This is a genomic window from Blautia sp. JLR.GB0024 (genome assembly GCF_037000545.1).
Lineage (GTDB): Bacteria > Bacillota > Clostridia > Lachnospirales > Lachnospiraceae > Blautia > Blautia celeris.
Map to the genome: position 1 here is coordinate 883,453 of NZ_JBANBF010000001.1, position 25,089 is coordinate 908,541.

Annotated in this window: 23 protein-coding genes, 1 pseudogene and 1 riboswitch; of the genes and pseudogenes, 14 read left to right on the top strand and 10 right to left on the bottom strand. The window is 44.8% G+C overall.

Features of this window, described 5'->3' with window-relative positions; translation table 11 throughout:
• Window positions 1-62: 62 nt before the first annotated feature.
• Window positions 63-2,096: a DHA2 family efflux MFS transporter permease subunit gene (locus V8Q34_RS04035; protein WP_335834872.1), complete on the bottom strand. Its 2,034-nt coding sequence runs from the start codon at window positions 2,094-2,096 to the stop codon at window positions 63-65.
• Window positions 2,080-2,643, bottom strand: a complete 564-nt coding sequence (locus V8Q34_RS04040; protein ID WP_033142271.1) for a TetR/AcrR family transcriptional regulator — start codon at window positions 2,641-2,643, stop codon at window positions 2,080-2,082. The genes V8Q34_RS04035 and V8Q34_RS04040 overlap by 17 nt, the downstream gene beginning before the upstream one ends.
• Before the next feature lie 184 nt (window positions 2,644-2,827).
• On the opposite strand from V8Q34_RS04040, the gene V8Q34_RS04045 reads away from it, so the two are divergent.
• From V8Q34_RS04045 to V8Q34_RS04075, 7 genes are all read left to right on the top strand, one after another.
• Window positions 2,828-3,340, top strand: coding sequence for a nitroreductase family protein (locus V8Q34_RS04045; protein ID WP_227211820.1), 513 nt, complete (start codon window positions 2,828-2,830; stop codon window positions 3,338-3,340).
• Between the two features lie 18 nt (window positions 3,341-3,358).
• On the top strand, window positions 3,359-3,838 hold the full coding sequence (locus V8Q34_RS04050; RefSeq protein ID WP_118743696.1) for a flavodoxin: 480 nt from the start codon (window positions 3,359-3,361) through the stop codon (window positions 3,836-3,838).
• A 250-nt stretch (window positions 3,839-4,088) separates the two neighbouring features.
• Window positions 4,089-4,871: a class I SAM-dependent methyltransferase gene (locus V8Q34_RS04055; RefSeq protein ID WP_118594112.1), complete on the top strand. Its 783-nt coding sequence runs from the start codon at window positions 4,089-4,091 to the stop codon at window positions 4,869-4,871.
• 177 nt (window positions 4,872-5,048) lie between these two features.
• Window positions 5,049-5,546 carry a GyrI-like domain-containing protein gene (locus V8Q34_RS04060; RefSeq protein ID WP_103731368.1) on the top strand — a complete coding sequence of 166 codons (498 nt, stop codon included), beginning with the start codon at window positions 5,049-5,051 and terminating at the stop codon, window positions 5,544-5,546.
• A 34-nt stretch (window positions 5,547-5,580) separates the two neighbouring features.
• Complete coding sequence (locus V8Q34_RS04065; protein WP_054352715.1) at window positions 5,581-6,105, top strand: hypothetical protein; 525 nt, start codon at window positions 5,581-5,583, stop codon at window positions 6,103-6,105.
• Window positions 6,089-6,445, top strand: a complete 357-nt coding sequence (locus V8Q34_RS04070; RefSeq protein ID WP_054352656.1) for a winged helix-turn-helix transcriptional regulator — start codon at window positions 6,089-6,091, stop codon at window positions 6,443-6,445. The genes V8Q34_RS04065 and V8Q34_RS04070 overlap by 17 nt, the downstream gene beginning before the upstream one ends.
• Window positions 6,446-6,555: 110 nt before the next feature.
• Window positions 6,556-6,975, top strand: coding sequence for a pyridoxamine 5'-phosphate oxidase family protein (locus V8Q34_RS04075; RefSeq protein ID WP_033142265.1), 420 nt, complete (start codon window positions 6,556-6,558; stop codon window positions 6,973-6,975).
• Window positions 6,976-7,089: 114 nt separating this feature from the next.
• Here V8Q34_RS04075 and V8Q34_RS04080 read toward each other — a convergent pair whose 3' ends face one another.
• Window positions 7,090-7,974 (bottom strand): LysR family transcriptional regulator, encoded by an 885-nt coding sequence (locus V8Q34_RS04080; RefSeq protein ID WP_033142264.1) that lies wholly within the window; start codon window positions 7,972-7,974, stop codon window positions 7,090-7,092.
• Between the two features lie 274 nt (window positions 7,975-8,248).
• A riboswitch (Fluoride riboswitch) is annotated at window positions 8,249-8,322 on the top strand.
• An 83-nt stretch (window positions 8,323-8,405) separates the two neighbouring features.
• Between V8Q34_RS04080 and V8Q34_RS04085 the strand changes: the two genes are divergently transcribed.
• Window positions 8,406-9,644 carry a chloride channel protein gene (locus V8Q34_RS04085; RefSeq protein WP_335834873.1) on the top strand — a complete coding sequence of 413 codons (1,239 nt, stop codon included), beginning with the start codon at window positions 8,406-8,408 and terminating at the stop codon, window positions 9,642-9,644.
• 226 nt (window positions 9,645-9,870) lie between these two features.
• On the opposite strand, the gene V8Q34_RS04090 is transcribed toward V8Q34_RS04085, so the two are convergent.
• The 3 genes and pseudogenes from V8Q34_RS04090 to V8Q34_RS04100 all read right to left on the bottom strand — a co-directional run bounded on the left by V8Q34_RS04090 (window position 9,871) and on the right by V8Q34_RS04100 (window position 12,124).
• Window positions 9,871-10,944, bottom strand: coding sequence for a tyrosine-type recombinase/integrase (locus V8Q34_RS04090; protein WP_033142263.1), 1,074 nt, complete (start codon window positions 10,942-10,944; stop codon window positions 9,871-9,873).
• Window positions 10,945-11,099: 155 nt separating this feature from the next.
• Window positions 11,100-11,403: pseudogene (locus tag V8Q34_RS27500) on the bottom strand (hypothetical protein).
• Between the two features lie 25 nt (window positions 11,404-11,428).
• Window positions 11,429-12,124, bottom strand: coding sequence for a 4Fe-4S binding protein (locus V8Q34_RS04100; protein WP_335834875.1), 696 nt, complete (start codon window positions 12,122-12,124; stop codon window positions 11,429-11,431).
• Window positions 12,125-12,278: 154 nt separating this feature from the next.
• On the opposite strand from V8Q34_RS04100, the gene V8Q34_RS04105 reads away from it, so the two are divergent.
• The 4 genes from V8Q34_RS04105 (at window position 12,279) to V8Q34_RS04120 (ending at window position 16,773) form a co-directional block, all read left to right on the top strand.
• The gene (locus V8Q34_RS04105) at window positions 12,279-12,965 is read left to right on the top strand and encodes a response regulator transcription factor (RefSeq protein ID WP_227212037.1); all 687 of its coding nucleotides are present in this window, start codon (window positions 12,279-12,281) and stop codon (window positions 12,963-12,965) included.
• 14 nt (window positions 12,966-12,979) lie between these two features.
• Window positions 12,980-13,990: a sensor histidine kinase gene (locus tag V8Q34_RS04110; protein ID WP_335834876.1), complete on the top strand. Its 1,011-nt coding sequence runs from the start codon at window positions 12,980-12,982 to the stop codon at window positions 13,988-13,990.
• A gap of 94 nt (window positions 13,991-14,084) precedes the next feature.
• Window positions 14,085-14,852 (top strand): ABC transporter ATP-binding protein, encoded by a 768-nt coding sequence (locus V8Q34_RS04115; protein WP_335834877.1) that lies wholly within the window; start codon window positions 14,085-14,087, stop codon window positions 14,850-14,852.
• The gene (locus tag V8Q34_RS04120) at window positions 14,842-16,773 is read left to right on the top strand and encodes an ABC transporter permease (RefSeq protein ID WP_335834878.1); all 1,932 of its coding nucleotides are present in this window, start codon (window positions 14,842-14,844) and stop codon (window positions 16,771-16,773) included. Before V8Q34_RS04115 ends, V8Q34_RS04120 begins: the two co-directional genes overlap by 11 nt.
• 73 nt (window positions 16,774-16,846) lie before the next feature.
• Here V8Q34_RS04120 and V8Q34_RS04125 read toward each other — a convergent pair whose 3' ends face one another.
• The 4 genes from V8Q34_RS04125 to V8Q34_RS04140 are packed head-to-tail and all read right to left on the bottom strand — an operon-like array spanning window position 16,847 to window position 21,852.
• Window positions 16,847-17,605 carry an ABC transporter ATP-binding protein gene (locus tag V8Q34_RS04125; protein WP_033142258.1) on the bottom strand — a complete coding sequence of 253 codons (759 nt, stop codon included), beginning with the start codon at window positions 17,603-17,605 and terminating at the stop codon, window positions 16,847-16,849.
• A 3-nt stretch (window positions 17,606-17,608) separates the two neighbouring features.
• Window positions 17,609-19,927 carry an ABC transporter permease gene (locus tag V8Q34_RS04130; protein ID WP_335834879.1) on the bottom strand — a complete coding sequence of 773 codons (2,319 nt, stop codon included), beginning with the start codon at window positions 19,925-19,927 and terminating at the stop codon, window positions 17,609-17,611.
• Window positions 19,917-21,209, bottom strand: a complete 1,293-nt coding sequence (locus V8Q34_RS04135; RefSeq protein ID WP_335834880.1) for an MFS transporter — start codon at window positions 21,207-21,209, stop codon at window positions 19,917-19,919. Before V8Q34_RS04135 ends, V8Q34_RS04130 begins: the two co-directional genes overlap by 11 nt.
• Window position 21,210: 1 nt before the next feature.
• Entirely contained in the window at window positions 21,211-21,852 is a 642-nt protein-coding gene (locus V8Q34_RS04140; RefSeq protein WP_335834881.1) for a TetR/AcrR family transcriptional regulator, read from the bottom strand.
• A 300-nt stretch (window positions 21,853-22,152) separates the two neighbouring features.
• Here V8Q34_RS04140 and V8Q34_RS04145 point away from each other — a divergent pair, with 300 nt between their 5' ends.
• A complete protein-coding gene (locus tag V8Q34_RS04145; RefSeq protein WP_227212044.1) occupies window positions 22,153-23,013 on the top strand; it encodes a helix-turn-helix domain-containing protein in 861 nt (286 codons plus the stop codon).
• Window positions 22,997-25,024, top strand: coding sequence for a HelD family protein (locus V8Q34_RS04150; protein WP_244806995.1), 2,028 nt, complete (start codon window positions 22,997-22,999; stop codon window positions 25,022-25,024). The genes V8Q34_RS04145 and V8Q34_RS04150 overlap by 17 nt, the downstream gene beginning before the upstream one ends.
• The last annotated feature ends 65 nt before the right edge of the window (window positions 25,025-25,089 follow it).

A 25,089-nucleotide genomic window follows, 5' to 3' on the forward strand; every position in this document is an offset into this window, starting at 1 on the left:
TATGATACGTTTGGGAATCTGTCAATGGAATTATGGTTTACAATTACAGTTTTCTGACCGGTTTATTGATGTATCCCTTCCAATATCAACCGTACACATCTGTCTATTCCCAACAGAGAGCTATTTAGTACCATATGATAGTTGGACGGATTTCCCCAGACCTGGCCTGTGTAACGTTTGTGGTGAAAAGCTCTTTGCCCATCTTTTATTTTCATTGTTATGTCTGTTTTTTCAGGAGCAATTCCATATTCACTTTGTATACGCTGCCTTTTCTGATTTAAATCTGAGCAGATGAAGATACGGAGGCAGCCGGGATAATCTTTTAAGATATAGTCTGCGCACCGACCAATGATAACACAGGAACCTTCCTGGCTAATCCGCTGGATAACTCTTTTCTGAGCTTGATAGAGGAGGTCTACTTCGCTTAAATTTCCGGTATTAAAAAGATGGGTCTCGAAAGTACCATAGCTTTGAGCAGCCCAGTCCCACGCAGTATTTCTAAAAGAGACACCTTCTTCAAAGGATTCTACATAATTATCAGACAACCCGCATTCTCTTGCCTCCATGGCAATCAGTTCCCTGTCGTAAAAGGGTATGCCGAGAGCCTGGGCAGTTTTCAGCCCGATTTCCCTGCCTCCGCTTCCATATTCCCTTGCGATGGTAATGATCGTATGTTCCGGTGGATTTTTTTGTGCATAGGAAACTTTTTCTTTGTTTTCGGTTTCTTTCCCTGCTGTTCTTTTCGGGTGCATTAAAAAAGCACAGACAGCAAAAGAAATAAACACAATAATAGAAGTTACAAGAAAAGAAGTCTTAATTCCAGCTATATCTCCATGACTTTTTGCAGAGGAAGACATAACAGTTACCAGAAGGGCACTGATGATCGAGCCGCCTACCTGGCGTACTGTATTCATAAGCGCAGTTCCGTGGGCAACGTATTTAAACTGTACAGAATTTACAGCCCAGGTCTGCAGGGGCTGCAGAAGAGCTACAACACCGAGCATGCGGAAGGCATAGATAATTATGATTGTTATAAGCGGTGTTTCTGCTCCGATAGAAGAAAGCCCCAATGTTGCACCCCCTAAAAGGGCAAGACCTGCAAGAGAAAGAATATAAGGGCCTTTCTTATCCAGTATTCTGCCGCAGAGAGGATTTAAGAAAGCTAAGAAAAGAGCACCCGGAAGCAGAACCAAACCGGATATGGTGGCAGAGTAATGCCTTAAATTCTGAATATAAATAGGAATCAGTGTGGAGACTGAAAGCATGGAACCATAGGCAAAGATCAAAAGAATTGTGCCCAGAGTGAAATTGTGACTTTTGAATATCCTTAACTCAAGAAGGGGGGAGGAGAGTTTTAACTGCCGGACAGCAAAGAGTGCAACACATATAATTCCCACTAACAGCGGACCGATGGTTAAAGGAGAAGAAAAACCATAATTCCCCTGGTTGGATACACCTGTAAGAAGGCCGCAGAATCCAATCGTAGATAAAATAACGGAAATAATATCAAGTTTCCCTTCGGCATGCATTTTTTCACCTGGAAGTTTGACAATGGCCAAAATAATTCCGAAAGCAGCCAGAGCGCACATAATATAAAAAATTGTCCGCCATCCGAAGAGATCTGCGATCCATCCGGCAAAGGTAGGACCGAAAGCCGGTGCAAATCCCGTGGTAAGTCCTACAATTCCCATAATTGTCCCACGTTCTTCCGGTTTATACAGCCGAAATGCTACCACCTGTGGAAGAGGAAGAAGAATCCCCGCTCCCAGAGCCTGTATAATACGGGAGAGAAGGAGCAGATAGACATTGGGAGAAAAGGCGGCCGCCGCACACCCGATAAAAAATAAAGAAACAGATACCAAATATAGTTTTTTAGAAGAAAAATGTTCCATAAGAAATCCGGTACAAGGTATCATGACGCCCATAAACAGCAGATAGCCTGTTGTAAGCCATTGCCCAACGCCTGCAGTTATATTGAATTCCGTCATAATTTTAGGCAGTGATGCAGTCATGACTGTCTGGTTTAGGGAACTGATGAAAGCTCCAATAATGATAATTCCAATAATCAGTTTCCTGTTTTTATAATTCTTTTCCATTAAAAATATCCCCTTTCAAAAGTCGGCAGGCAATTTGTACAATCATTTCGGTATCTTCATTCCAGTCGTTTTGCTGCCAGGTACGGAGCATATGAAAGGTAAGTCCGGCCAGATAATTTTCCAAATAGGGCAGTTCTTCCTGTGAGTTTGATACGTTCTTTGCATAGAAGGAAAACTCATTTTTGAAAAGATACATATTATTGGCTGCAAAAATGTAAGAGAGCTGATTGTCAAATAGTACTGACAGAAATTTTTTGTGTCCGCTCCAGAATTCAAAATAGACTGCCAGCATTTTATTTATTGTTTCCGGCAGGCTTTGGAGACTTCCGGTAAACATTAAAAAAAGCTCATTTAAGGCATGCTCCAGGATATCTTCTTTCTGGCTGAAATTCGTGTAAAAAGTCTGCCGGGATAACCCGGCGGTTCTGGTAATATCTTCAATTTTGATATCCTTTAACGGATGATTCAGAAGGAGACTTACCAAAGCTGTAGCCAGAGCCTTTCGGGAACGGAGTGCTGCTGGGTTTGTTGCGTTTTTATTGATCATTGTTTTTCACCTCATAAATGATTATAGCACGACTGCAAAAGTTTTACAAATGTAAAAGTTTTTTCCTTATATGCTTTGTATTCTTATTAAAAAATGTCAGAAACGTCAAAAAAGTATTGACCTGAAGTTAGGTTTAAGGTTTATAGTCATTATAGAACCGATTCTAAAACAGGAGGAAAAAAGAATGGACTTTTTGGAAGTATTAAAAAACCGTTATGCATGCAAGAAATTTGATGGGCGCCAGGTGGCAGCAGAACATCTGGACGTGATCCTTGAAGCGGGAAGGCTGGCACCTACGGCAAAGAACCTGCAGGAACAGCGTATCTATGTTGTCCAATCTGAGGAAGGACTTGCTAAAATTGATAAGGTGACACCCTGCCGATACGGAGCCCCCACTGCCATAGTCGTGGCATTTGATAAAAACAACGTGTTTGTATACCCGGGAGAACAGCGTGATTCCGGAATCGAGGACGCTTCCATTGTTGCCACCCATATGATGCTTGCCGCAAAAGCCGTGGGCGTTGACAGCTGCTGGATCAACTTCTTTGACCCCGAAGCTGCGGCAAAAGAACTGGGACTGCCTGATAACGAGGAAGTGCTCATGATCCTGGATATCGGCTATGCAGCAGAGGATGCAAAACCGCTTGCCACCCATACACAGCGCAGGGAGCTTTCAGAAACCGTTACATATATGTAAAAAGGGAGGAATAGAACTATGAGTGAAATATTAGTAGCGTATTTTTCAGCAACAGGAATAACAGAGAAACTGGCAAAGAAGATTGCGAACGTAGTAGATGGGGATTTACATGAAATTCATCCGGAGATACCATATTCCGCTGCAGATCTTGACTGGATGAATAAAAATAGCCGGAGCAGTGTAGAGATGAATGATAAGTCATTCCGACCGGCCATAGCGAATAAACTGGAGAGTACAGAAAATATCAAAATTCTGATTCTCGCTTTTCCCATCTGGTGGTACATAGCCCCGACAATCATCAATACATTTTTGGAACAATATGATTGGAATGACAAGATTATTATTCCGGTGGCAACATCCGGAAGCAGTGGTATGGGTAATACCAACGCTGAATTGGAGTCCTCCTGTCCGGGTGCGATACTAAAGGATGGTAAGAGATTTGATGTAAATGTGAGTGAAAAAGAAATAAAAGCATGGTTTGAAAGTCTGAGAGTTTAGAGCCTGTTTGAAAAGCCAGCAGCTCTTTATCGTGATAAACAGACTTTAAATGTGGAAAAGACTTATTTGTATAAAAGCAAGTAAGTCTTTTTTGTGTCAGCTCTGCCATAAGCAGTATTCTTTTACGCATGCTTTGGGCTGTAGGCCAAGTCCTTTTAAGTATATATGCATTGCTATACTTCTGAACTGAAATACTGTATAATAAGACAAACTTGAATTGACCGAGGTGAAAGCAGGGAATGATTGCTGAATGAAACCGGGAGAGAATTTAGTAACTGTAACAGAGATTATTTATACAATATTTCAAAAAAAGGAACTGCTGAATACAATGAAAAATCAATTAGATTTAATTGCAAAATCTTACGACAGAAGTATACGTGAACATGGGAAACACGATTTCCCCAATTATGACAACTTGCCGGATTACATTACAAATAACCCTGATTATCCCAAATACATAGCAGCAGTAGAAAGTGGTAAAGGAGGCAGTGAATACATTGAAATCAAAGAATATCTAAAGCCTGACGCGGATAAAAAATTTATTGACCTTGGTTGCGCTCTGAACCTTATGTTCAAGGGATATGATACATGGCCCTCGCTGTACCATGGAGTTGATATTAGTCCAGAAACCATTCAATTATTATATAAATATGTGGAAAATAAAAAGCTGCCTATTGGAGAATTGTTTTGCGGTAGCATACATGAAACTCTTTTTGAAGATAGCAGTTTTGATATAGGAGCATGTATCGGGGTTCTTGAATATTTTGAAAAGGAGTTTGTTCAAAAGGCAATCGTTGAAGCACACCGGATAATAAAACCATCTGGAAAGTTTGTTATAGATATTCCGAATATAAATAGTTCTGTCGGTCGTATTATGATGCAAATCGAAGAATATATAGGCAGACCCGATATGTTTAACATATTGCCTTATGAATTTGAAAATATATTACAACAATATTTTGAAATAGAGAAAAAAGATGGAATCTATGATGATGTAGGTATGATTCATTATTTTTTAAGATGCAAAAAATGATGTTATCCCCATTCCAGAAATCATTCACCAATCCTCCGCCATAGACTTTTGCAAGATAACAGACATACAGTCATGCTATCCAAACGGTGCACCAAAAGAGAGGAATTCCTCCGGCAAATAAGATATAATCAATAAAGGACGAAACCGTCTTATAGGAAAAAGCAGGAGGAAAAACAAATGGAACCTTTTCGTATAGAAAAAAAAGACAGCTTTCGCGTTGTCGGTTATTTGATCAAGACAACGAACCAGAAGGGAGAGGGCAGAAAAGTGATTCCTCTGCACTGGTCAAAGTTCCGGGAGAACCATCTGGATTCATCCCTGTTAAAATTGGCAGACCGGGAGACAGACGGGTTATTCGGCATAAATATTTATAATACAGACCCGGGAGATACCAGAATTTTTGAATATATTATAGCCGTCTCAAGTGACCACGCCGCACCGGATGATCTTGCCGAATACACGGTTCCGGCCATGACCTGGGCAGTCTTTCCATGCACACGGGAAACCATAGGGAGAACAGAGGCCCAGGCAATCACAAAATGGCTGCCAAAATCAAAATACAGACCGTTAAATAAAGGGTACATCACAGGCAGAATGAAATCCGGAGCACCGGATATTGAATATTACAAAAAAGACGGCCGGGTTGAAGTCTGGATTGCCGTAAGAGAAAAATAAAGAGAAAATGAAAAAAGCGGAGGATAGGATAACAATGGATAAGAAAATAGAATTTCAGGATTTTATTACTTCTGTACCGATTGAGAATCAGGATTTTGTGAAGGAACTGCACAACAAATTAATGGAACTTGGCTGTAAAATAGAAATTAAAACAGCCAAAAGCGGCTACATGGTGTCTTACCTTTATCATAAAAAAACTGTCGCAAATTATGTATTTCGGAAAAAAGGCATGCTTGTCCGTATCTATGGGGTCCACGTAAACGAGTATGAAAAATTCCTGGAAACACTGCCCGGCGAAATGATCAGTGCAATACAGAAAGCCCCCATCTGTAAACGTCTGGCTGACCCAACTGCCTGCAATCCCAGATGTTCTAAGGGATATGATTTTTGGTTAAAGGGCGAACATTATCAAAAATGCCGTAACAGTGCATTTATGTTCTTGGTCTGCCCTCAAAACAATCCGTTCATACAGTCGTTCTTATTAAGCGAAGTTAAAGCATGGAATGAAGGCTGCACTGCTTTCACCAATGAGGCGTCAAAAAATGAAGATGAGAAATGAATATACATGCCCACTGGAAATGACCCATGACATAATCCGGGGAAAATGGAAGCCGATCATACTATGGCAGCTTAATAAAGGCAGCCATTCTTTATCTGGACTGAAAAAGTCAATCAACGGCATCAGCCAGAAAATGCTGATACAGCATTTAAACGAACTGCTGGAATGCGGCATAATCCATAAATCAAAAGGTGAGGGGTATCCGCTGAAATCAGACTATGTTCTCACAGAACGGGGAAAGCGGCTTTTTGAAGCAGTTTCCATCATGCAGAGCATTGGCATAGAAATGATGATCGAGGACGGCCGCCAGGACTTTTTAAGAGACAAAGGGCTTTTATAGTCACCAAAAAGTAACTAATTTACCACACCTCTATATAGGCTTATAATAAAAGCAGCAACAAAAGGCTGCTGCGAAAAATAAAATCCGAAAATTACATAGGGAGGTAAATTATGACAAATCCGGTTAAAACAATAGGAGCGATTCTTGATAAGCAGAGTGTGGTTTTCATAAGCTCCGTCGATGAAAACGGTATGCCAAATACAAAGGCAATGCTGGCACCGCGGAAAAGAGAGGGTATCAGGGTGATTTATTTTCATACCAACACATCCTCTATGCGGGTACAGCAATACAGAAAGAATCCAAAAGCCTGCCTTTATTTCTGTGATAAGCGGTTCTTTAAAGGTGTCATGCTGACCGGGACCATGGAAGTGCTTGAGGATCCGGCCAGTAAAGAGATGCTGTGGCAGGAGGGCGATACCATGTATTATCCGGAAGGCGTGACAGATCCAGACTACTGTGTGTTGCGCTTTACTGCAGAACAAGGACGGTTTTACAGCAATTTCAGTTCTGAAAATTTTGACATAGGATAACAGGCCATACAGAAGATTTTCGGTGTCTGGCTGCCGGGGAGTGGTTACAGCATAGCCCAGTCATTTAACAGCCGGCTCCGGGGACGACTGTTTGACCGCCCCCGGAGCAAATCTTCAGAACGTCTCCTTTAACTTTTCCAAAAGTTTTTCAGCAGGTTTTGAAAATACCTGATATTTTTTCCATATGATACTCATTTCCACTTCCAGCCTGGGAGACAGGGGACGAAAACAGAGATTACCGTTATCTGCCGTATTGATGATCTTATCAAAGCAGACAGCATAGCCCAATCCCTCATCAACCATAAGTGAGGCATTGAAAAGCAGATTATAGGTTGCTGCGATATTTAGTTCCGACATTTCCTTTTTCATCCATGTGTTCAGTGCTCCGCCCTGGTTTTTCTGATGGGAAATGATCAGGGGTTTATCCCACAAATCTTCCGGTGAAACAGAGTCCTGTTCCGCCAACAGTGAATCACGTCTCATCAGTACACCCCATATATCTTTTGACGGCATTTTCAGAGCATTGTATTTTGCCGTGTCTACGGAGCCAAACACAATGCCGAAGTCAATCAGTCCCTTATCCAGACGTTCCAATACAAATTCCGCATTGCCGCTGGAGATATGATAGCAGATATCCGGATATGTCTGCTGCAGACTCCGGGCTGCTTTCGCGATCAGCCGGACCGCGTCTGTCTCCCCTGTTCCAATATAGACATCCCCCATTACAACACTGTCGGACAAGGTAACTTCTTTTTCCGCCTTTTTCACCAGATCGAGAATTTCTTCTGCACGTTTCCGCAGGATCATGCCTTCCTCTGTAAGGGTTACTTTCCTGGAACCTTTTGTCCCGCGGATCAAAAGCTGTTTGCCCAGTTCCTGCTCCATATTTTTGATTTGGGTGGAGAGGGTGGGCTGTGAGAGATGAAGCGATTCAGCAGCACGCACAATGCTCTGCTCTCTGGCTATGGCGAGAAAATATTGCAGTACGCGTAATTCCATTTTATATTCCTCCTTGAACGCCGCCGTCGGCGGCTGTTGGTCTAAATGTATCATATAGCTCCGCTTCTGTTTACTTCGGAGAAAACTGAACATCCCTGAGGATGATTTTTCGCAGTGACTTTCTCTGGAATTCATTATATTTCTTTTCAAGGAAACATGCAAGTTCACGCTGTTCCTGACACCATAGTACACTATGTATACTTGTATATTTAGAGCCAAAATACGGAAACAGCACATTGACAAGACACGTTACTCATGATATGATTCTAGCGTAGGATTTTAAGGGAATGAGGTTCTCCCGTGGAAATATTCCAAAAGCGCATGTTTGCTGATGACTTCTGTTTCAAACAGGGGTATCAGCTTTTTTTATGCGAAAATATGAAAAAGTACGAATGAGAATGCAGGATGCGAAAAAGGAAGGAGTAAGAGATATGTACGGAAGAGTGAAGAGAACATTTCAAACGTATAAGGAACTGTTGCTATTAGGACTGCTGGGAATTCCCATTGGCCTGGTTGTCGGAGGGATTGATGCTGTATTCGGAAGGGTACTGCTGGCGATCACGGATTTCAGAAACGGGCATCCCATGCAGCTCATTCCGTTTCTGGCTTTGGCAGGTGCGCTTATTGCTTTTTGTTACCTGAAATTCGGAGGGAAGAGCAGTAAAGGCATGAATTTGATCTTTGAAGCAGGGCATGGGGAAGAGGAAGTGATTCCGTTAAAACTGATTCCATTTATTATAACCGGAACGTGGATCACACATTTATTCGGGGGAAGTGCCGGCAGAGAAGGCGTGGCTGTGCAGATTGGCGCTACCTTTTCCCACTGGGTCGGAAGAAAAATACCGCTGAAAAACAGTTCCCATATTTTTCTCGTAACAGGTATGGCGGCAGGATTTGCAGGGCTTTTTGAAACACCCATTGCCGCTGTTTTCTTTGCAATGGAAGTTCTGGTCGCAGGAGCCCTGGAATACCAGGCTCTGCTTCCCGCAATCACAGCCGCCTTTACCGCCAGCGCCACATCACAGTTCTTAGGACTGGAGAAATTTTCCTTTGCGCTTACAGGAAAAATAGATATGAATTTTCCTAATATGGGAAAAATGATCCTGCTGGGCATACTGTTCGGCGTTGTGGGGGGCGCATTTGCATGGACTCTGAAATATATGAAAAAGAAATTTGCCCAGACATGGAAGCAGCCGGTAATTCGTATTTTTATCATAGGGCTTATTTTAAGCGTCCTCCTGCTCCTCCTATATCAAGGCAGATATGCAGGACTCGGTACCAATCTGATCCACGCCAGCTTTTACGGGGAAGATATTCTCAGCTATGACTGGATCTTGAAATTCCTGCTTACCATAGTAACACTGGCAGCGGGATTTCAGGGCGGGGAGGTTACACCCCTGTTCTCTATCGGAGCAAGTCTTGGAGCTGTAATTGCCCCTGTCCTCGGTGTTCCTGTAGAAATTGCCGCGGCACTGGGCTATGCAGGCGTATTCGGAAGCGCGACGAATACCTTTCTGGCTCCGGTATTGATCGGCACGGAGGTGTTTGGCTTTTCCTACCTTCCGCATTTCTTTGTGGTCTGCGCATTTGCCTACTTATTTAATCTGAACAAATCTATCTATTCGTTACAGAAGATCATGGATGGGCATAACAGATATCAGAAGCCTTAAACGAAATGCATTTTTTCAGGCCCGTAATGCCTTAGAATATCCAAAATATCTGTACGATACACGTTCTCACCAAGCGCATCTCCGTTTGGTGAGATTGTGATTGTACGGATATCTTCCGGGTCTTCCTTGTAAGGGTTCTCCGGCTATTGGCCTGTATCAAAATATTACTTATATGACAGAAGAAGAGGAGAGAAGCACTGTTTTGGCTGCTGTATTCCTGTCCTGCCTAGTCACTTTCTTTTTCTCTGAGGCGGACAGCACTGGCGGCTGCACGCCTCCTGGAATCCTTTAATTTCGCATAATGCTTCTGCGTGGTAGAGACACTTTTATGGCCCAGAACATCTGCCACAAGATAAATATCACCTGTTTCCTCGTAAAGAGCCGTGCCATATGTAGAACGCAGCTTATGGGGAGTGATTTTCTTATTTGTAATGATTGGCTGTGTATATTTTTTTACCATTTTCTCTGTTGCCCGGACACTCAGGCGGGTTCCCTGGAGGGAGAGGAAAAGTGCGTTTTCATGGCCCGGCTTTGTCTCCATGTTTTCTCTTTCTTCCAGGTAATTGAGCAGGGCAATTTCCACCTCCTCGCCAAAATAAACAATTTTCTCATTTCCACCTTTTCGTATCACGCGGAGACCACTGTTTTTAAAATTGACATCAGAAATATCCAGCCCCACACATTCAGACACACGCAGCCCGGTTCCGAGAAAAAGTGTTATAATAGCAATATCACGTGTTTTTGTTTTCAGATAGTAGCCCTTTTGGTGGGGTGTCAAATTGTCGCTGAATTCCTCCATGGAATCCAAGATCATGGCAATTTCATCTGGATCAAGCTGAATAATGGCTTTTTCATGGACTTTCGGAACATCCACAATACGAGTAGGGTTATTTTTTACCATTTCATGCTTATACAGATAGTCAAAAAGGCTTCTGAGAGCGGAAATCTTTCTGGAAATGCCGATTTCGCCGTTTGTCATTGCCTCACCTGTATTTTGGCTTTCGTAAACTTTCAGATAATTCTGAAATTCTTCAATATCTGTGGGACGAAGATTTTCCATGACATCAAGGGAAATGTCACGGAGCGCCGAATTTTTCAAAGTGGGATTTGCGGTTGTAAGAAACTGAAAGAAAATCTTTAAATCATAACAATAAGCAATCTGGGTCTGCATGCTCAAAGTTGTCTGACGGCCTCTGCAGAAATCCTGTACATACGGCGGAAGCTCCGCCAGAATATTTCTGAGCCGGATATTATTATCAATATATTTTTTCTCGTGATAGCTGATATTTTTTTTCTCCATGAATTTTGCACCTCAATAGGATTCGTAATAAAGCGTTGCATTTAGCCTGATTATAGCCCATTTGGAGGAAAATGTCCACAACTATTCGTAAAATGGACATTTCGCGAATAGTTGTGGACTACCAGCAATTATAAACATTACTATAAAGCCGATGATTATTTGATGCGTTCGGCATATATTTCTGCATTTATGTACCATTCACCATTATCTTTTACAGTAATATTTTCCCAATGAAAAAAATCATCCTCAATCTTAGTGAAAACCCACTTTCTTTTTTCATCATTGATAAAGGTGAGAATTATCATGTTATCTTGTTTTTGGCTTCAAGTTCGCAATGGAATTGCCGCTCTCAATATAATCGATTGCCCAGCTGCCGATAAATTTTCCAAAATAATTAAACTCGTCTGGTAATGCTATGTTTTTACTTTCACTGGTTAATACTTCATAAAAATCTTGCATTGATATTTCCTCCAATAAAATCATCTTATTTATTTTGATTTAAAAAAGAATTTTGACTGCCTAAATTATATGGACAAATATCTCTACATTTATGACAGGCTATTCTCCAAACCTTCTCTTCTTCATCATCTCCAAATGCAAAATCCCAACAAGATTGTTGTTTTATTTCCTGATTAGCCAAAGCATTCACAGGGCAGATATCAACACATAAATTACAATTATTGCATAGAGGTTCTTTCATTTCATCAGACTCAAACTCCTGTTCGCATAACACTGTCCCTAACCAAACCATACTTCCAAATTCCGGCGTTATTAACAACGAATGCCTTCCTATGGTCCCCAATCCAGCCGCTTGAGCCGCATGCTTTTGAGAAACAATAGAACGATATCTGCCAGTATTTTTATCCCATTGACTTTCATTTGTGGGAATGGGAACACATACTATTTGATTTTTTTCCATTTCAATACAAAAATCAAGAGCTATCGCATCCATTTTTGGTGTAATAGAGTTTCTCACTCTTGTATATGGAATATGAGACTTGCAGATTAATGTACCTACCGGAAATCTGCACCCAAAAGAAATTACTGATTTACATGTCGGCAGGACATCTAGAGGATGATAGCCTTTCGGTGCATTATCAAACCTGTCTATACTTGCTATCCCACATAAATCCGCTCCTAATGCAAACATTATCTCTTTTACTCTTCTACTATTTATCATAAAATATCTCTCCTATACAGTATGATTCCTTCGTATTTATCTATTAATCACATTCTATCATAGGCATACGATAAAGTCATTTCTTTCGTTGACATTTTTCTATTCTTCTCATATACTATACACACTTATTTAACATCAACTATAAGGAGATACCATGATATTAATTATAGAAGACAATCCAAATATCCGCCGGGAACTGTCTGTTTACCTTCAGGCAAACGGCTATCCCTGCATCTGCCCGGAATGCCGCTGCCATTCCCAGGATGAATTGACTGCAGAGGTAACGTACCTGCTGGTCTCCTCTCCCATCGAGCTTATTCTTCTGGACATTAATTTAGACGCCTGTGACGGCCTGAAGCTCTGCCGCGATATCCGTAAGCAGACAAATGTACCTATTATCTTTGTTACAGGGCGCACCCGCGATGAAGATGAGCTGTCCGGAATTCTCATGGGCGGGGATGACTTCATACGCAAGCCATACCACCTGCCCATACTTCTGGCCCGCATTGGCAGAATCATGGCCCGCCAAAATGCCGCCCCCTCTGCATCCATCTATGCGTCCGGTGCTGCTCTCAATGTACTGATGGGACAGATCACTTACCAGGGACAAACCATGGACCTTTCCAAAAATGAGGTCAAAATCCTCTACTATCTCTTTTTAAATAAAGGACATATCGTGACAAAAGACGCGTTAATTGAGTATCTATGGGAAAATAAATGCTATGTGGATGAGAACATATTAAATGTGAATCTTTCCAGGCTGCGCCGCCGTCTGAAAGAGCTGAACCTGGGCGATTTCATTGTGACAATCCCCAAAAAAGGACTGATGGTCAACATCTGAGAAAGGAAACTGCTATGACGCCTGCAAACTATCTATATGAAAAACTGATGCTGCTTTTTCTGAATGTGTTTTGTGCAATCGCTATGACGATCTATTTAGCCTTACTTGGAAACAGCTTCTCTTCTGTCCTTCCCATACTTATAATCTGGGCAGTTATCCTTTTCATTGTCTGGGGAAGCGGATTTTATAAACAGAAGAAAAAAGCAGAACAGATCACCAGACAGTTAGACCTGCTGGACCAGAAATATCTTATCTGCGAGATGCTGGATAAACCGAAGACCTGTTCCGAACAGCTTTTCCAACAAACGCTTCGCACAGCCTGCAAATCCATGCTGGAGAAGATAAACCACCTAAAAAAATCCCAGTATCAGTACAAAGAATACATTGAGGAATGGATTCACGAAATCAAGACCCCCATCACTGCCATTGACCTGATCTGCAAAAACCATCCGGAAACGGAAAATAAACGCATCGGAAAAGAACTGTCCCGAATCAACTATCTGGTGGAGCAGGCCCTGTATTATGCCCGCAGTGAGAACGTGGAAAAAGATTACTTTGTCAAAGAATTTCAACTATTTGACGCTATCCGTCCTGCCCTTCTGGAAAACAGGTCCCTGCTTCTGGAAGAAAAAATCGCGCTGCAGATTGAAGAGACCGATGACATTGTCTATACAGATGAAAAATGGCTCACTTACATTATCAGTCAGATTCTCTCCAATTCCATAAAATACCACAGGACAAAGGACGCCTGCATTAAAATCTCCGCCGCCCATACAGGATCCAGTGTCTCACTGATCCTTGAAGACAACGGCCGGGGCATTCCTGCCGCGGACCTGCCCCGTATCTTTGAAAAGGGATTCACCGGCACTGTCCGCACAAACCGGCAGTCCACAGGCATGGGATTGTATCTCTGCCGTAAACTCTGCCTGAAACTGGGCCTTTCCATCCGGGCAGATTCTGTATGCGGGGAGGGAACTAAGATCACAATTGACTTTCCTACCGGAACTTACATACGTCCGAAATAAGGCATTACAATTTTGTAAGTACAAAAACACCCTGTACCCTGCTATGATAACATCATAAAAACCAAATCAAACATCATCATAGAAGGAGTAAAATATGGAAACTCTGCTCAGAATCGAAGAACTGGAAAAATACTACGGAGCAAAGACACTCATCACGAAAGCACTGGACAATATAAGCTTTTCGGTGGAAAAAGGAGAATTCCTGGGCATCATGGGAGCCTCGGGAAGCGGCAAGACTACTCTTCTCAACTGCATTTCCACTATAGATACCGCAACAGCAGGACACATTTACCTGCGGGATACAGATATCACCGAGCTAAAGGAAGATAAACTGGCAGAGTTCCGCCAAAAGAACCTGGGCTTTGTCTTTCAGGATTTTAATCTTTTAGATACACTGACCATTGAAGAGAACATTGCCCTGGCACCTGTGATCCAAGGGACCTCCCCCAAAAAAATCGCCGGCGAGGTAAAAAATGTGGCCGCCCGTCTCGGCATACAGAATATCCTCGCCAAATTCCCTTATGAAGTATCCGGCGGGCAGCGTCAGCGGTGTGCCTGCGCCCGGGCTTTGATTGCCCACCCCAGCCTTATACTGGCTGATGAACCTACAGGTGCCCTGGATTCCAAATCCGCAGGTATGCTGTTGGAATGTTTCACCCAGATGAACCGGGAAATGCAGGCAACGATCCTGATGGTTACCCATGACATCTTTTCCGCCAGCTACTGCAGTCGAATCCTTTTTCTGCGGGACGGAAAAATTTTCAGCGAACTGTCACGAGGGGACAAAACCAGACGTGCTTTTTTCACTGAGATCCTGGACATAGTAACTCTGCTGGGAGGTGATGTTTCCAATGCTCAGTAAACTGGCTCTGCGCAATGCCAAACGTTCCATGAGAGATTATGCTGTCTATCTCCTCACTGTGACCATTTCCTTTTCCCTTATGTACGCTTTCAATATGGTCGTATTTTCTAAGGATATCAAAAATCTTAACCGGATGATGGACAGTCTGCCAATCATGATCGCCTTCATCTCTGTGATCGTGATTGCCGTGATCGAATGGCTGGTCCATTATATGAACTGCTTCATGCTGGAAAAGAGAAGCCGGGAGCTTGGCACTTATATGCTTCTGGGTATCAGCAGCCGTAAGATTTCCCGGATGATCATGTTGGAAAACAACATAATGGGAACAGCCGCTTTTCTGGCCGGCCTGCTTGCAGGAACTTTTATCTATCAGATTCTTACCTTGATCATCATGAATCTCTTTGAAGTACGTTTTTCTGTCAAGGCTGATATTTCCTTTCCTGCTGTCCTGTTAACTTTACTCTATGTTATCCTGATCTATACTTTCTCCATGCTGCGGATGAGAAAGAAACTGAAAAAGACTAAAATATACGATCTCATGTACGCTGAGAAGCAAAATGAAGCCGCGATCATCTCCAACAAGAAAAGCCATTGGGTATTTTGTGCTGCCTCAGTGGGCCTGCTGGCAGCCGGATGTATTATTTTATACGTTATTTTCCATAATACCTCCAATTTTTCACCATTCCTGCTCCTTGCCGGCTTTCTGCTGGTCATCATCGGACTCTATGGAGCTTATATTACACTGGCGGGTTTCCTGATCAAAATATTCCTTGGAAAAAATGAGCGGAAATTTTCAAAAGATACTCTCTTTCTCTATCGGAATCTATCCGCCAAATTGAAAACCATGAGTTTTACCATGGGAACGCTGGCTATGCTTTTAACCCTCACCCTGGCCTGTATTCAAAGCGCTATGCTTTTCAACAAGTTTTTTGAACTTTCCGCCTTAAACCGCTGTACCTTCGATGCCCAAGTGTCGGCAGAGGACCCGGCTGTGCTCACAGAAGCCGCAGATTATTTCAAGAAGACACGCGGAATAAAATCCAGTCTGCAGGTTCCCATTTACCAATGCGGACAGATGGCGCTGTATGAAGCATTAGACCAGCAGTCCTATGCCGTTGACGATTACGCCATTTCCTACAGTGACTATGCCGGACTCCGCAAAATGCTTGGATATGAACCGGTGAACCTTACAGACGGCCATTACATCATCCACGCATATTCCAACATCAAAAAAATCGTGGATACCAAAGACAGCCTGCCCTACACCATAAACGGCACTACCCTGGACCTTCAGGCCGTATATGATTCTCCACTTTCACAAAGCGGGAACATTGGTATCGGCTGTATTATTGTTCTCCCGGACCATCTTACCGACGGGCTTCCTACAGATCAAACCACTCTGGTGATTGAAACAGAACAAGAGACAACTGTGGAGGACTATGACTATCTGACCTCTCTGTATAGCAGTGACGAAGATTTTCAAAATCGGAGAGCTAACAACTGGAACACCAAGGGAAAAATCGTCTCTGACAGCCGTGCTTCTATTTTGATTTTTGGTTTCTGTCTGTATTATACTGGTCTGATCTTTATCTGCACCGCGGCAACCATACTGGCAGTCCAGCAGTTAAGCGAAGCATCCAAACATCGCTTCCGCTATAAGATTCTGTCCAACTTAGGCGTATCCGACAGAAAGATCCATAAACTGGTATTTCGTCAGCTTCTTCTTTATTTCGGAATTCCGCTGCTGCTGCCCATCCCGTTGTCCGTATTTATTGCTGCCTGTGTAAAGAATATCCTGTTGGAAATGATTACGACTGCCGTTTTCTGGACCTCCGTATCCATCGGTTTGGGACTGTTTCTGCTGATTTACCTTTTATATTTTACAGCTACTTATGTTGGCTGCCGGCAAAACACGTTCTAGCATGACAGGTGCACTTCCTATACAGCAGAAGTGCACCTGTGCAAAATCCATCATTCCAATGGAAACTATGCCTTTAAATTCCAATCTGCCGCATCCGCCGCATAACCTTTTCTGCCCGTATATCCAGGTCATCCCCCTCCTCTTTTCCGAATACCAGCTCACTGACTATCTTCCCATCCTGCATAAACAGCACACGTTTTGTTTTTGCTGCCACTTTCGCGTCGTGGGTAACCACCAGGACCGCAGTGCCCTCCTCATTGATCTCTTTTAAAAGCTCCATGATCTCCTGAGCAGACCTGGAGTTCAGCGCGCCTGTGGGTTCATCCCCGAAAATAATCTCCGGTTCGCTCATAAGCGCCCTGCATATGCCTGCGCGCTGAAGCTGCCCCCCTGATACCTGGGCGATATCCCGCTCTTCCAGTCCTTCTATTCCCACCTTTTTCATAAGTGCCCTGGCTTTTACGGTTATCGCTTTTCCATTCTTTCTGTTTTCCCGCATGACAGGCAGAATGATATTGTCCAGAAGGTTCAGATTCTTTAAAAAGGCCGGCTGCTGAAAGACAAATCCCATTTTGGTCCTGCGCAGGTCCGCCAGAGTTTCCTCCTTAAGACCGGACATGGTGCTGCCGTCAAAAACTACGGTTCCGCTGTAATCAGAATCCATGCCGCTCAGTGTGTAGAGCAGGGTGGATTTACCGGACCCGGAAGGCCCCATCACGGAAACGAATCCTCCTCTCTCCATTTCCAGAGATACATGGTCAAGCACCAACTGCTTTTCCCTGCCCTCCCCATATGATTTTACGATTTCTTTTCCGTCTAATAACTGTTCCATACCTTACTCCTTTATTGATTGTGATATACATAGGTTCCCCGCTTTTGCCGTTCCTGCTATGGTTGCCGCCAGCGCGGTAAAGAGCAGAACAACCGGTGACAGGACAAAGAAAGACAGAGGGTCTTCTGTAAATTGAAAGGCTGCTGCCCCCAGAGAGGAAATGGCAGCTCCCGCTATCCTTTCTCCAAGCGTCCCGGCAAGTACGCTTCCCAGAAGAATCCCCAGGATCACAACCAGTACCGAACGCCATATATACTGCCTGGAAATATCAGAGCCGGTAAATCCAACAGACTTAAGCACAGCTATGGAATACCGGTCCTTTGCTGTCAGCAGTTTCATAAAAAGCAATATGACCAAAAGTGTCACAACAACAGCCACAAAACCGGCTCCCACCGACGCTGTCCGAACCGCGCGAAGCGTCTGTCCGAAAGTCTGTGCCACATAGTCTTCCATACCGGAAACCTTTGCATACGGAAACTTTCGGCTGTACTCTTCTGTCTTTTCCGCCAGCACACCGGGCTGTTTCAGATTCACACAGACCGTACTCCAGGCAGCTTCCCGGGTACCCGGCTGGAAGGCCGCCTTTGCGGTTTTTCCTCCATTGGTAATGTCTGAGTAAATACCGCAGACTGTGAGCTGTTTTTCCCCTTTGTCCGTAAGCAGAATCATTTTATCACCGACTTTTTTATCCATCTCCTCTGCGTATAACACAGACAATGCAATATCACTGTCACGGGAAGGCAGCCTTCCGTCCACATACTGAAGGGGAAAAGCACCGTGATTCCCAAGCTCCACTTTGATCTGCTCTGTCGTTCCGTCTTCCTGCTCTTGGTCAAAAAGTTCTGTTACGAAAACAGCATACGTCTCAACCGCTGAATCCCGTTCCAGATATTCTCCCACACTGCCTGCCTTTTCCTCCAGCTCCTCTGTCTGCTGTATATCCATCCGCAGATCACAGCGCCCCACACCCAGATAAGTGACAAAACTGCTGTCCGAGATCGTATGATACAGATTCTGAGGCACCACCATGATAAAACACGCCAGAATGATCACAAACAGCATGGTTAAATAGAGACGCTTCCGCGCAGCTATATCTTTCACAGCCAGAAACAGGTTGGCGCTTAACCATCTGTTCTTTGAAAGCCTGAGGCTTTTTCCTCCGCGGACATTTTCCTGTTCGCTTCCCTGGCGGATTGCCTGCACCGGTGATATCCTACGGAATCTTTTCAGGATCCGTCTGATGAAGAATAGGATAAAAAAGAACAGAAGCAGGGTTCCTGCCATACCAAGAAGGAAAGACAGCCCATCATTCCCGCTTTCCCCCAGATTAGCGCGTATACTCTCCTGCAGCGGACCACGCAGCGCCAGTGACAGAAGAAATCCCATGATACATCCGGCTGCAGCGAGAACGGCATAGACCGCCAGATAAATACTCTGTATGTCAGACACACGGATTCCCACTGCCTTCATAACCCCGATTTCCCGGTAGTCATCTTCTATTTTTGCAAGCAGGGTAAACCGGATGCAGAGCAGGGCTATGAGTATAACGATCACGCTGACCAGCAGGATCACAGCGATCATGATCCCGTCGGAGACCGCGCTGATCATCCGGAACAGCGGCCAGGAAAGAGTCGGCCCGTTGGCCGGCATTTGGGATGCACTGTAGGCACTCTCAAACTCACTTAAGTCTGACAAATCCTTCAGACGGAATTCTATCAGATACTCCACGCTTCCCCCTTCTTTTAACTGCGCATAATCTCCCGCACTTACAACAAACCGCTTGGAAGAGGCAAGTGTGGAATTCATCTGGGAATCCCGGACAAAGCCGGTTACCACAAAGGTCTTTCTGTTTATGACAGCCTTATCCCCCGCCTGTACGGTATGATCCCTGTTATAGCAGACCGGGACCCAGAGTTCACCGTCTTTTGGCTGTGCGGGCCTGTTGTTCTCATCCAGCAAAAAATCAAAGCGGCTGCTCTGTACGCTGAATCCATTGTCCTGAACACTTAGTGCCAGGGAATTTTCTCCCAGCCTGATTTTTTCTCCGCCCACATTTAAAAACTCCAGAACCTGAAAATCCTCTACTGCGCTGTTTCCCGCAGTAAATGCTTCCAGTTCTCCAAAATCCACATCTCCTGTATGCATCTGCATAAAATGCGGCGTCTTCGCATCCGCCATAAGCCGGTCAATAGAACCGAAAAGATTGGTGACAAGGATTCCGGCCAGGGACAGAAGCATAGCCGCGGCGGTAATAAATAATACGGTAAGAAAGGATACTGCTTTATTTCCTGCAATGTCTCTTTGAATAATTTTACGATTCATATACACCTCTGTTTTCCAGCAGACGAATAGATTTTATACCGGGAAGAAGGGCCGCTGTCACACAGAGCAGCAGTCCTGACAGTATGATCAGCAATCCGATTCCCCTGCCGTCGCCTGTTCCGAGTATCTTCCCCACACTCCCGGCCAGTTTCCCTCCGGGCAGCAGCAGCGGGGTCATAAGGTAATCTGCCAATACACCGGAAACGGCATAGGCAGCCACATATCCAAGCTGGGAGATCAGTCCCACAAGCCCCCACACGCGGCCCTGTATCTTATTGTCTATATTACCGCGTATCAGGCAGTCCAGACAGGTATTGGCAAAGGGAAGCATGGCAAAAAAACAAAATCCGGCCGCTCCGATCCATACCATATTTTCACGCAGTCCGAACAGTGCCATAAAAATCCCCGCCCCGAACAAAGACGCGGAAAGAAGCCTGACATACCCTTTTTCTATGGAGAAGCCTCCCAATATCATACTGGATACCAGCATTCCGAAAGCAATGACTGTCATAAGTGTCCCAAGGGATGTACTGTCTGCAAAGCTGAGCACCATGGGGGACGCTAAAGTCTGGATCATCCCAAGACAAAACGTAATCAGCGCGCCCATGAAAACAAGGGCAGGCATTCCTGTTCTGCCCGTCAGGGCCTTCCATCCTTCTTTGATTTCCGGCAGAAATGATATCCGTCCTCCGGACACCCGGCTTTCGATTCCTCTGCGCACCGCCAGAGTCGTCACCACTGTCACGAAAAAGGTACCCATATCTAATAGCAACAGAAGGCGGATATCCGCGATTCCAAGGAGAAATCCTGCCAGCACCGGGGAAATCAGATATTTCGCCGAACCTGCCAGTTGGACCATGCCGCTGGCTCTGCTGTACTGCTCCGGCCGCAGCAGATCCGTGATGGTGGCCTTGTATGCCGGTTCTAACAGGGAAGTAAATATCGAACTAATCGTCACACCCACACAAATCTGCCACACCTGTGCCTCCCCGTCCATAAGACAGGCCAGAATAAACAGCAGTCCGGCTGCGGAAAGACTGTCGCCCAGTACCATCAGTATCCTGCGGTCATACCGGTCCGCCAGCACCCCCGCTGGTACACTCAGCAAAAGGGACGGAAGAAACGCAAGCAGAGTGACAAGCGCCATATAGGACGCCTTCCCTGTCTGCTGGAAAATATAGACACCCAGACCAAAGGATGTCAGCCCGCTTCCTACTGAGGAGATAAAATCCCCTGCCCAGAGTGTCAGAAACTTTCTGAAAGAGCTGTCTGCCTGCTTCATGCTATTCCCCGCTTTCAAACATTTTCATAATATAATCAAGATGCCCCTTCTCTGTGCCCAGAAGCCTTTCCATATGGAAAATGAATGATTCTATCCGCATAAGACGCTCTTCCTCTGTCAGTACAACGAGACCGTCATCCAATATAGTGTTCAGATACGCCACCACCATCTCCATACATTCCAAAGGATAGGGCGTGTCAAAAAGTCCCTGTTTGATGCCATCCTCCAACACGATCGCCAGAATAGGCGGCACCTGATTCATAATGATCCTTTTTGACTTCTGATGCATCAATGCGTTCTGAGGCCGGTGCAGATGTTTGATCATGTCTTTCCCTCCCGCTCCTTCCGTCTCTTCCAGGCGAAGAGCCATAACAACACGAATCATGCGTTCTTCAACAGGGATACTGTCATCCTCTGCAATCTGCCGGGCCCGTGCCAGCATCCGCCCGCTCTGTCTGTCTATAATCGCGTCCATAATATCTTCTTTTGATTTAAAATGGTGGTAAAGCGTTCCTCTGGCAATCCCTACCGCCTCCAGGATCTCATTTGTGCTGGTATTATCAAAACCCTTCTCTGCAAACAGCATTGCTGCTGCGTCTAATATCTCATTTTTTCTCTCATTTGCTTCTTTTACTACCCGCATACCATTCTTCCCTCCTATAGACCGACTGTCTGTCGGTATATGTTCATACTATCATCCCCTGCGGGTTCTGTCAACCAAAACAGGAAATATTTTTCTTCACAATCCATAGAGCGGATGTTATCATGGGAACAAATCAAAGACAGACAGCGCCAACCGAAAAGTCAGCGCCATAGAATTTAAGAAATTACAAGACCTTAAGTGCGATTTCAAGAACAAACGCAACGCAGTATAAAACCGCAAGAACGATTAAACATGATCCATCTGGAAAGGATATAATAGCTGTCTGAAAGGAGGTTCACCATGCCAAATCAAACCATAGAAAAAATCACCGCAGCCATTCAATATCTTGAAACACATTTGATGGAAAAAACAGATTTGGATACGGTTGCGGAAGCACTTCACTATTCCAAATACCATCTGCACCGCATGTTCACAAATACTGTGGGTATGACCATACATGAATATGTTCTGCGCCGTCGTCTGACAGAGGCTGCCAAGCTTCTTGTTTTCTCCGACAGACCGGTTCTGGACATTGCGCTTGGGGCCGGATATGAAAGCCAGCAGGCTTTTACCAAAATATTCACCGCCATGTACAAGCAGCCTCCCAGCAGATACCGGGAGAATGAGAAATTCTACCCCCTGCAGTTAAAATTTGAATTAGAAGGGAGCTATCACATGCTGGACAGTTATGAAAACGCCTCAGAAAAAATCACATTTGCCCAGGATTCCGACATTCCGTGCTGGATGGATCTTGTGCGGCTGGTCATAGACGGTTTTCCGCATCTCAGGGAAAAGGACTACTTACAGGTGTTGAAACAAAGCATTGCCGACAGACAGGCCCTTATCCTGAAGGACCAAGAAACCGCCATCGGCATCCTGCTTTTTTCCAGGGAGACAGGAAGTATAGACTTTATGGGCACCCATCCTTTATACAGGAAAAAGGGCATTCCCAAAGCGTTTCTGGATAAGGTAATGCAGGAGCTTGCCGCTGGTAAAGAGATCAGCATAACAACATACCGGGAGGGGGACCGGGCCGATACCGGGCACCGCAGGGAGATTAAAAATCTGGGATTTGCCGAAGCGGAACTGCTGGTGGAATTCGGCTATCCCACCCAGCGTTTTATCCTGCCAAAGGAGGGACCCGATGCATCCATTTCCTGATGAAACAGCCCGCCTTGCAGAAATCCTCCAGAAACTGGATGCCGCTTTACAGGAAGCCGACGCGGATGTGGAGAGGATTGACACAGACTATAAGAATGCCAAACGTTATATGGCACAGTACCGGGGCGAATTAGATCCCCATGAAATGTTTCAAAACGAACTGCTGTTAAAGCAGACAGACCACACCGGCACCATTGCCGCAGCCTCAAGGGATAGGCTGGCAAAACTAAAAGACTCCCCTTATTTTGCCCGGATTGATTTTAAATGCGATGACGGGGAAGAAATGATTGTATACATCGGCCGCTTTACCTTCCGCTGCAGGGGTGAAATGCTGATCTATGACTGGCGCGCCCCTGTATCCGGTATGTTTTACGACTATGAAACAGGCCCGGCGGGCTATGATGCCCCTGCCGGAAGGATTGAGGGATATCTGACCAGAAAAAGACAGTTTAAGATCAAAAACTGCATCATGGAATATGCCCTGGAAAGCGCTGCCAATATCCAGGATGATGTGCTTCAAAAAGAACTTTCCCACACTTCCGATGAGAAGATGAAATCCATCATCTCCACCATCCAGAAGGAGCAGAACAAAATTATCCGGAATGAAAATACAGGCACACTGATCATCCAGGGCGCTGCCGGCTCCGGCAAAACTTCCATCGCCCTGCACCGGATCGCATTTTTGCTCTACCGCTTCAAAGACCGTCTCTCTTCCCAAAATGTGACGATTCTCTCCCCGAACAAAGTGTTTGGGGATTACATTTCCAATGTCATTCCGGAACTTGGGGAGGAGCCTATCTATGAACTCAGCTTTTCCGATATTGCAGAGATTCAGCTGGAAGGTATTATTGGTTTTGAGGAAGAAAGCAGTCCTCCGGATGTTCCGGATGAAAAATGGTCCCGGAGAGTCCGCTTTAAATCAACGCTGGAATTTGTACGAATGCTGGACTCCTATATAGAAAAGCTGAATGACACAATTTTTCTTCCTTCTGACTACACGTTCGGTCCTTTCAAAGCAGACAGAGACTGGATTGCAAAACGCTTTGCAGCCTATGGAAACTATCCCATAAAACAGAGGCTTCCCATGATCGCAGATGATATATGCCGCAGCTTTGAGGATGATAATATCATGGAACAAGAACTGCCGCAGCCGCGTGCCATCCTAAAAAGCCTCACCTCCATGCTTGCCGTCCGCAGCACACTGGCCTTATATAAAAAATTCTGCCAAGACTCCGGCATCCCTCATCTGTTTGTCATGCCTTCCAAAAAGACACTGGAATGGGCAGACGTATATCCCTTTCTCTACCTTCACGCTGCCTTTGAAGGCCTGAAAGAGAGCAGGATCACCAGACATCTGGTGATTGATGAGATGCAGGACTACGCTCCCATCCAGTACGCAGTGATAAATCTGCTTTTTCCGTGTTCCAAAACCATTCTAGGCGACTTCGGACAGATACTGAACCCGAACCACAGCCATACTCTGGATGACCTGCGGGCCATGTATGAAAAGGCAGAATTTACCGAGCTGAACACCAGTTACCGTTCCACCTGGGAAATCATGAACTTTGCCAAATCCATCCTGAAAGATACAAAAATCCGGCCTGTAAAGCGCCATGGAAAGGCTCCGTCTGTCATCTTCTGTCAGACTCCCGGGGAAGAACTCCTGAAAATAGAATCGGAGATCCGAAATTTTTTACAAGGCAGAGACGCCTCCATGGGCATAATCCTGAAGACGGACAAAGACGCTGAAGCGCTCTTTAAACACCTGCATCCCACATACCCTGTAGAGCTGATATCCCCCCACAGCACAAGCTTTAAAAACGGGATATCCATCACCTCTGTGCGCATGTCAAAAGGGCTGGAATTTGACGCGGTCCTCATACCGGATGCGGGAAAGGAAACGTATTTTTCGGAATACGACCGCAGCCTGCTCTATATTGCCTGCACAAGAGCCATGCACAGTCTTACACTCCTCCATACAAAAGAACCCTGTTGTTTCCTTCCGAAATAGAGTAGGAGGGAGTGACTAGCTCCCGTCCTCTCACACCACCGTGCGTACCGTTCGGTACACGGCGG

Coding starts and splice junctions, on each gene's coding strand:
- V8Q34_RS04120 (WP_335834878.1), top strand. CDS start 14,842: ATGCTCAGTAAACTGGCTCTGCGCAATGCCAAACGTTCCATGAGAGAT.
- V8Q34_RS04080 (WP_033142264.1), bottom strand. CDS start 7,974: ATGGAATTACGCGTACTGCAATATTTTCTCGCCATAGCCAGAGAGCAG.
- V8Q34_RS04070 (WP_054352656.1), top strand. CDS start 6,089: ATGAAGATGAGAAATGAATATACATGCCCACTGGAAATGACCCATGAC.
- V8Q34_RS04035 (WP_335834872.1), bottom strand. CDS start 2,096: ATGGAAAAGAATTATAAAAACAGGAAACTGATTATTGGAATTATCATT.
- V8Q34_RS04085 (WP_335834873.1), top strand. CDS start 8,406: ATGTACGGAAGAGTGAAGAGAACATTTCAAACGTATAAGGAACTGTTG.
- V8Q34_RS04105 (WP_227212037.1), top strand. CDS start 12,279: ATGATATTAATTATAGAAGACAATCCAAATATCCGCCGGGAACTGTCT.
- V8Q34_RS04075 (WP_033142265.1), top strand. CDS start 6,556: ATGACAAATCCGGTTAAAACAATAGGAGCGATTCTTGATAAGCAGAGT.
- V8Q34_RS04040 (WP_033142271.1), bottom strand. CDS start 2,643: ATGATCAATAAAAACGCAACAAACCCAGCAGCACTCCGTTCCCGAAAG.
- V8Q34_RS04055 (WP_118594112.1), top strand. CDS start 4,089: ATGAAACCGGGAGAGAATTTAGTAACTGTAACAGAGATTATTTATACA.
- V8Q34_RS04065 (WP_054352715.1), top strand. CDS start 5,581: ATGGATAAGAAAATAGAATTTCAGGATTTTATTACTTCTGTACCGATT.
- V8Q34_RS04140 (WP_335834881.1), bottom strand. CDS start 21,852: ATGCGGGTAGTAAAAGAAGCAAATGAGAGAAAAAATGAGATATTAGAC.
- V8Q34_RS04045 (WP_227211820.1), top strand. CDS start 2,828: ATGGACTTTTTGGAAGTATTAAAAAACCGTTATGCATGCAAGAAATTT.
- V8Q34_RS04150 (WP_244806995.1), top strand. CDS start 22,997: ATGCATCCATTTCCTGATGAAACAGCCCGCCTTGCAGAAATCCTCCAG.
- V8Q34_RS04125 (WP_033142258.1), bottom strand. CDS start 17,605: ATGGAACAGTTATTAGACGGAAAAGAAATCGTAAAATCATATGGGGAG.
- V8Q34_RS04100 (WP_335834875.1), bottom strand. CDS start 12,124: ATGATAAATAGTAGAAGAGTAAAAGAGATAATGTTTGCATTAGGAGCG.
- V8Q34_RS04115 (WP_335834877.1), top strand. CDS start 14,085: ATGGAAACTCTGCTCAGAATCGAAGAACTGGAAAAATACTACGGAGCA.
- V8Q34_RS04050 (WP_118743696.1), top strand. CDS start 3,359: ATGAGTGAAATATTAGTAGCGTATTTTTCAGCAACAGGAATAACAGAG.
- V8Q34_RS04060 (WP_103731368.1), top strand. CDS start 5,049: ATGGAACCTTTTCGTATAGAAAAAAAAGACAGCTTTCGCGTTGTCGGT.
- V8Q34_RS04145 (WP_227212044.1), top strand. CDS start 22,153: ATGCCAAATCAAACCATAGAAAAAATCACCGCAGCCATTCAATATCTT.
- V8Q34_RS04090 (WP_033142263.1), bottom strand. CDS start 10,944: ATGGAGAAAAAAAATATCAGCTATCACGAGAAAAAATATATTGATAAT.
- V8Q34_RS04110 (WP_335834876.1), top strand. CDS start 12,980: ATGACGCCTGCAAACTATCTATATGAAAAACTGATGCTGCTTTTTCTG.
- V8Q34_RS04135 (WP_335834880.1), bottom strand. CDS start 21,209: ATGAAGCAGGCAGACAGCTCTTTCAGAAAGTTTCTGACACTCTGGGCA.
- V8Q34_RS04130 (WP_335834879.1), bottom strand. CDS start 19,927: ATGAATCGTAAAATTATTCAAAGAGACATTGCAGGAAATAAAGCAGTA.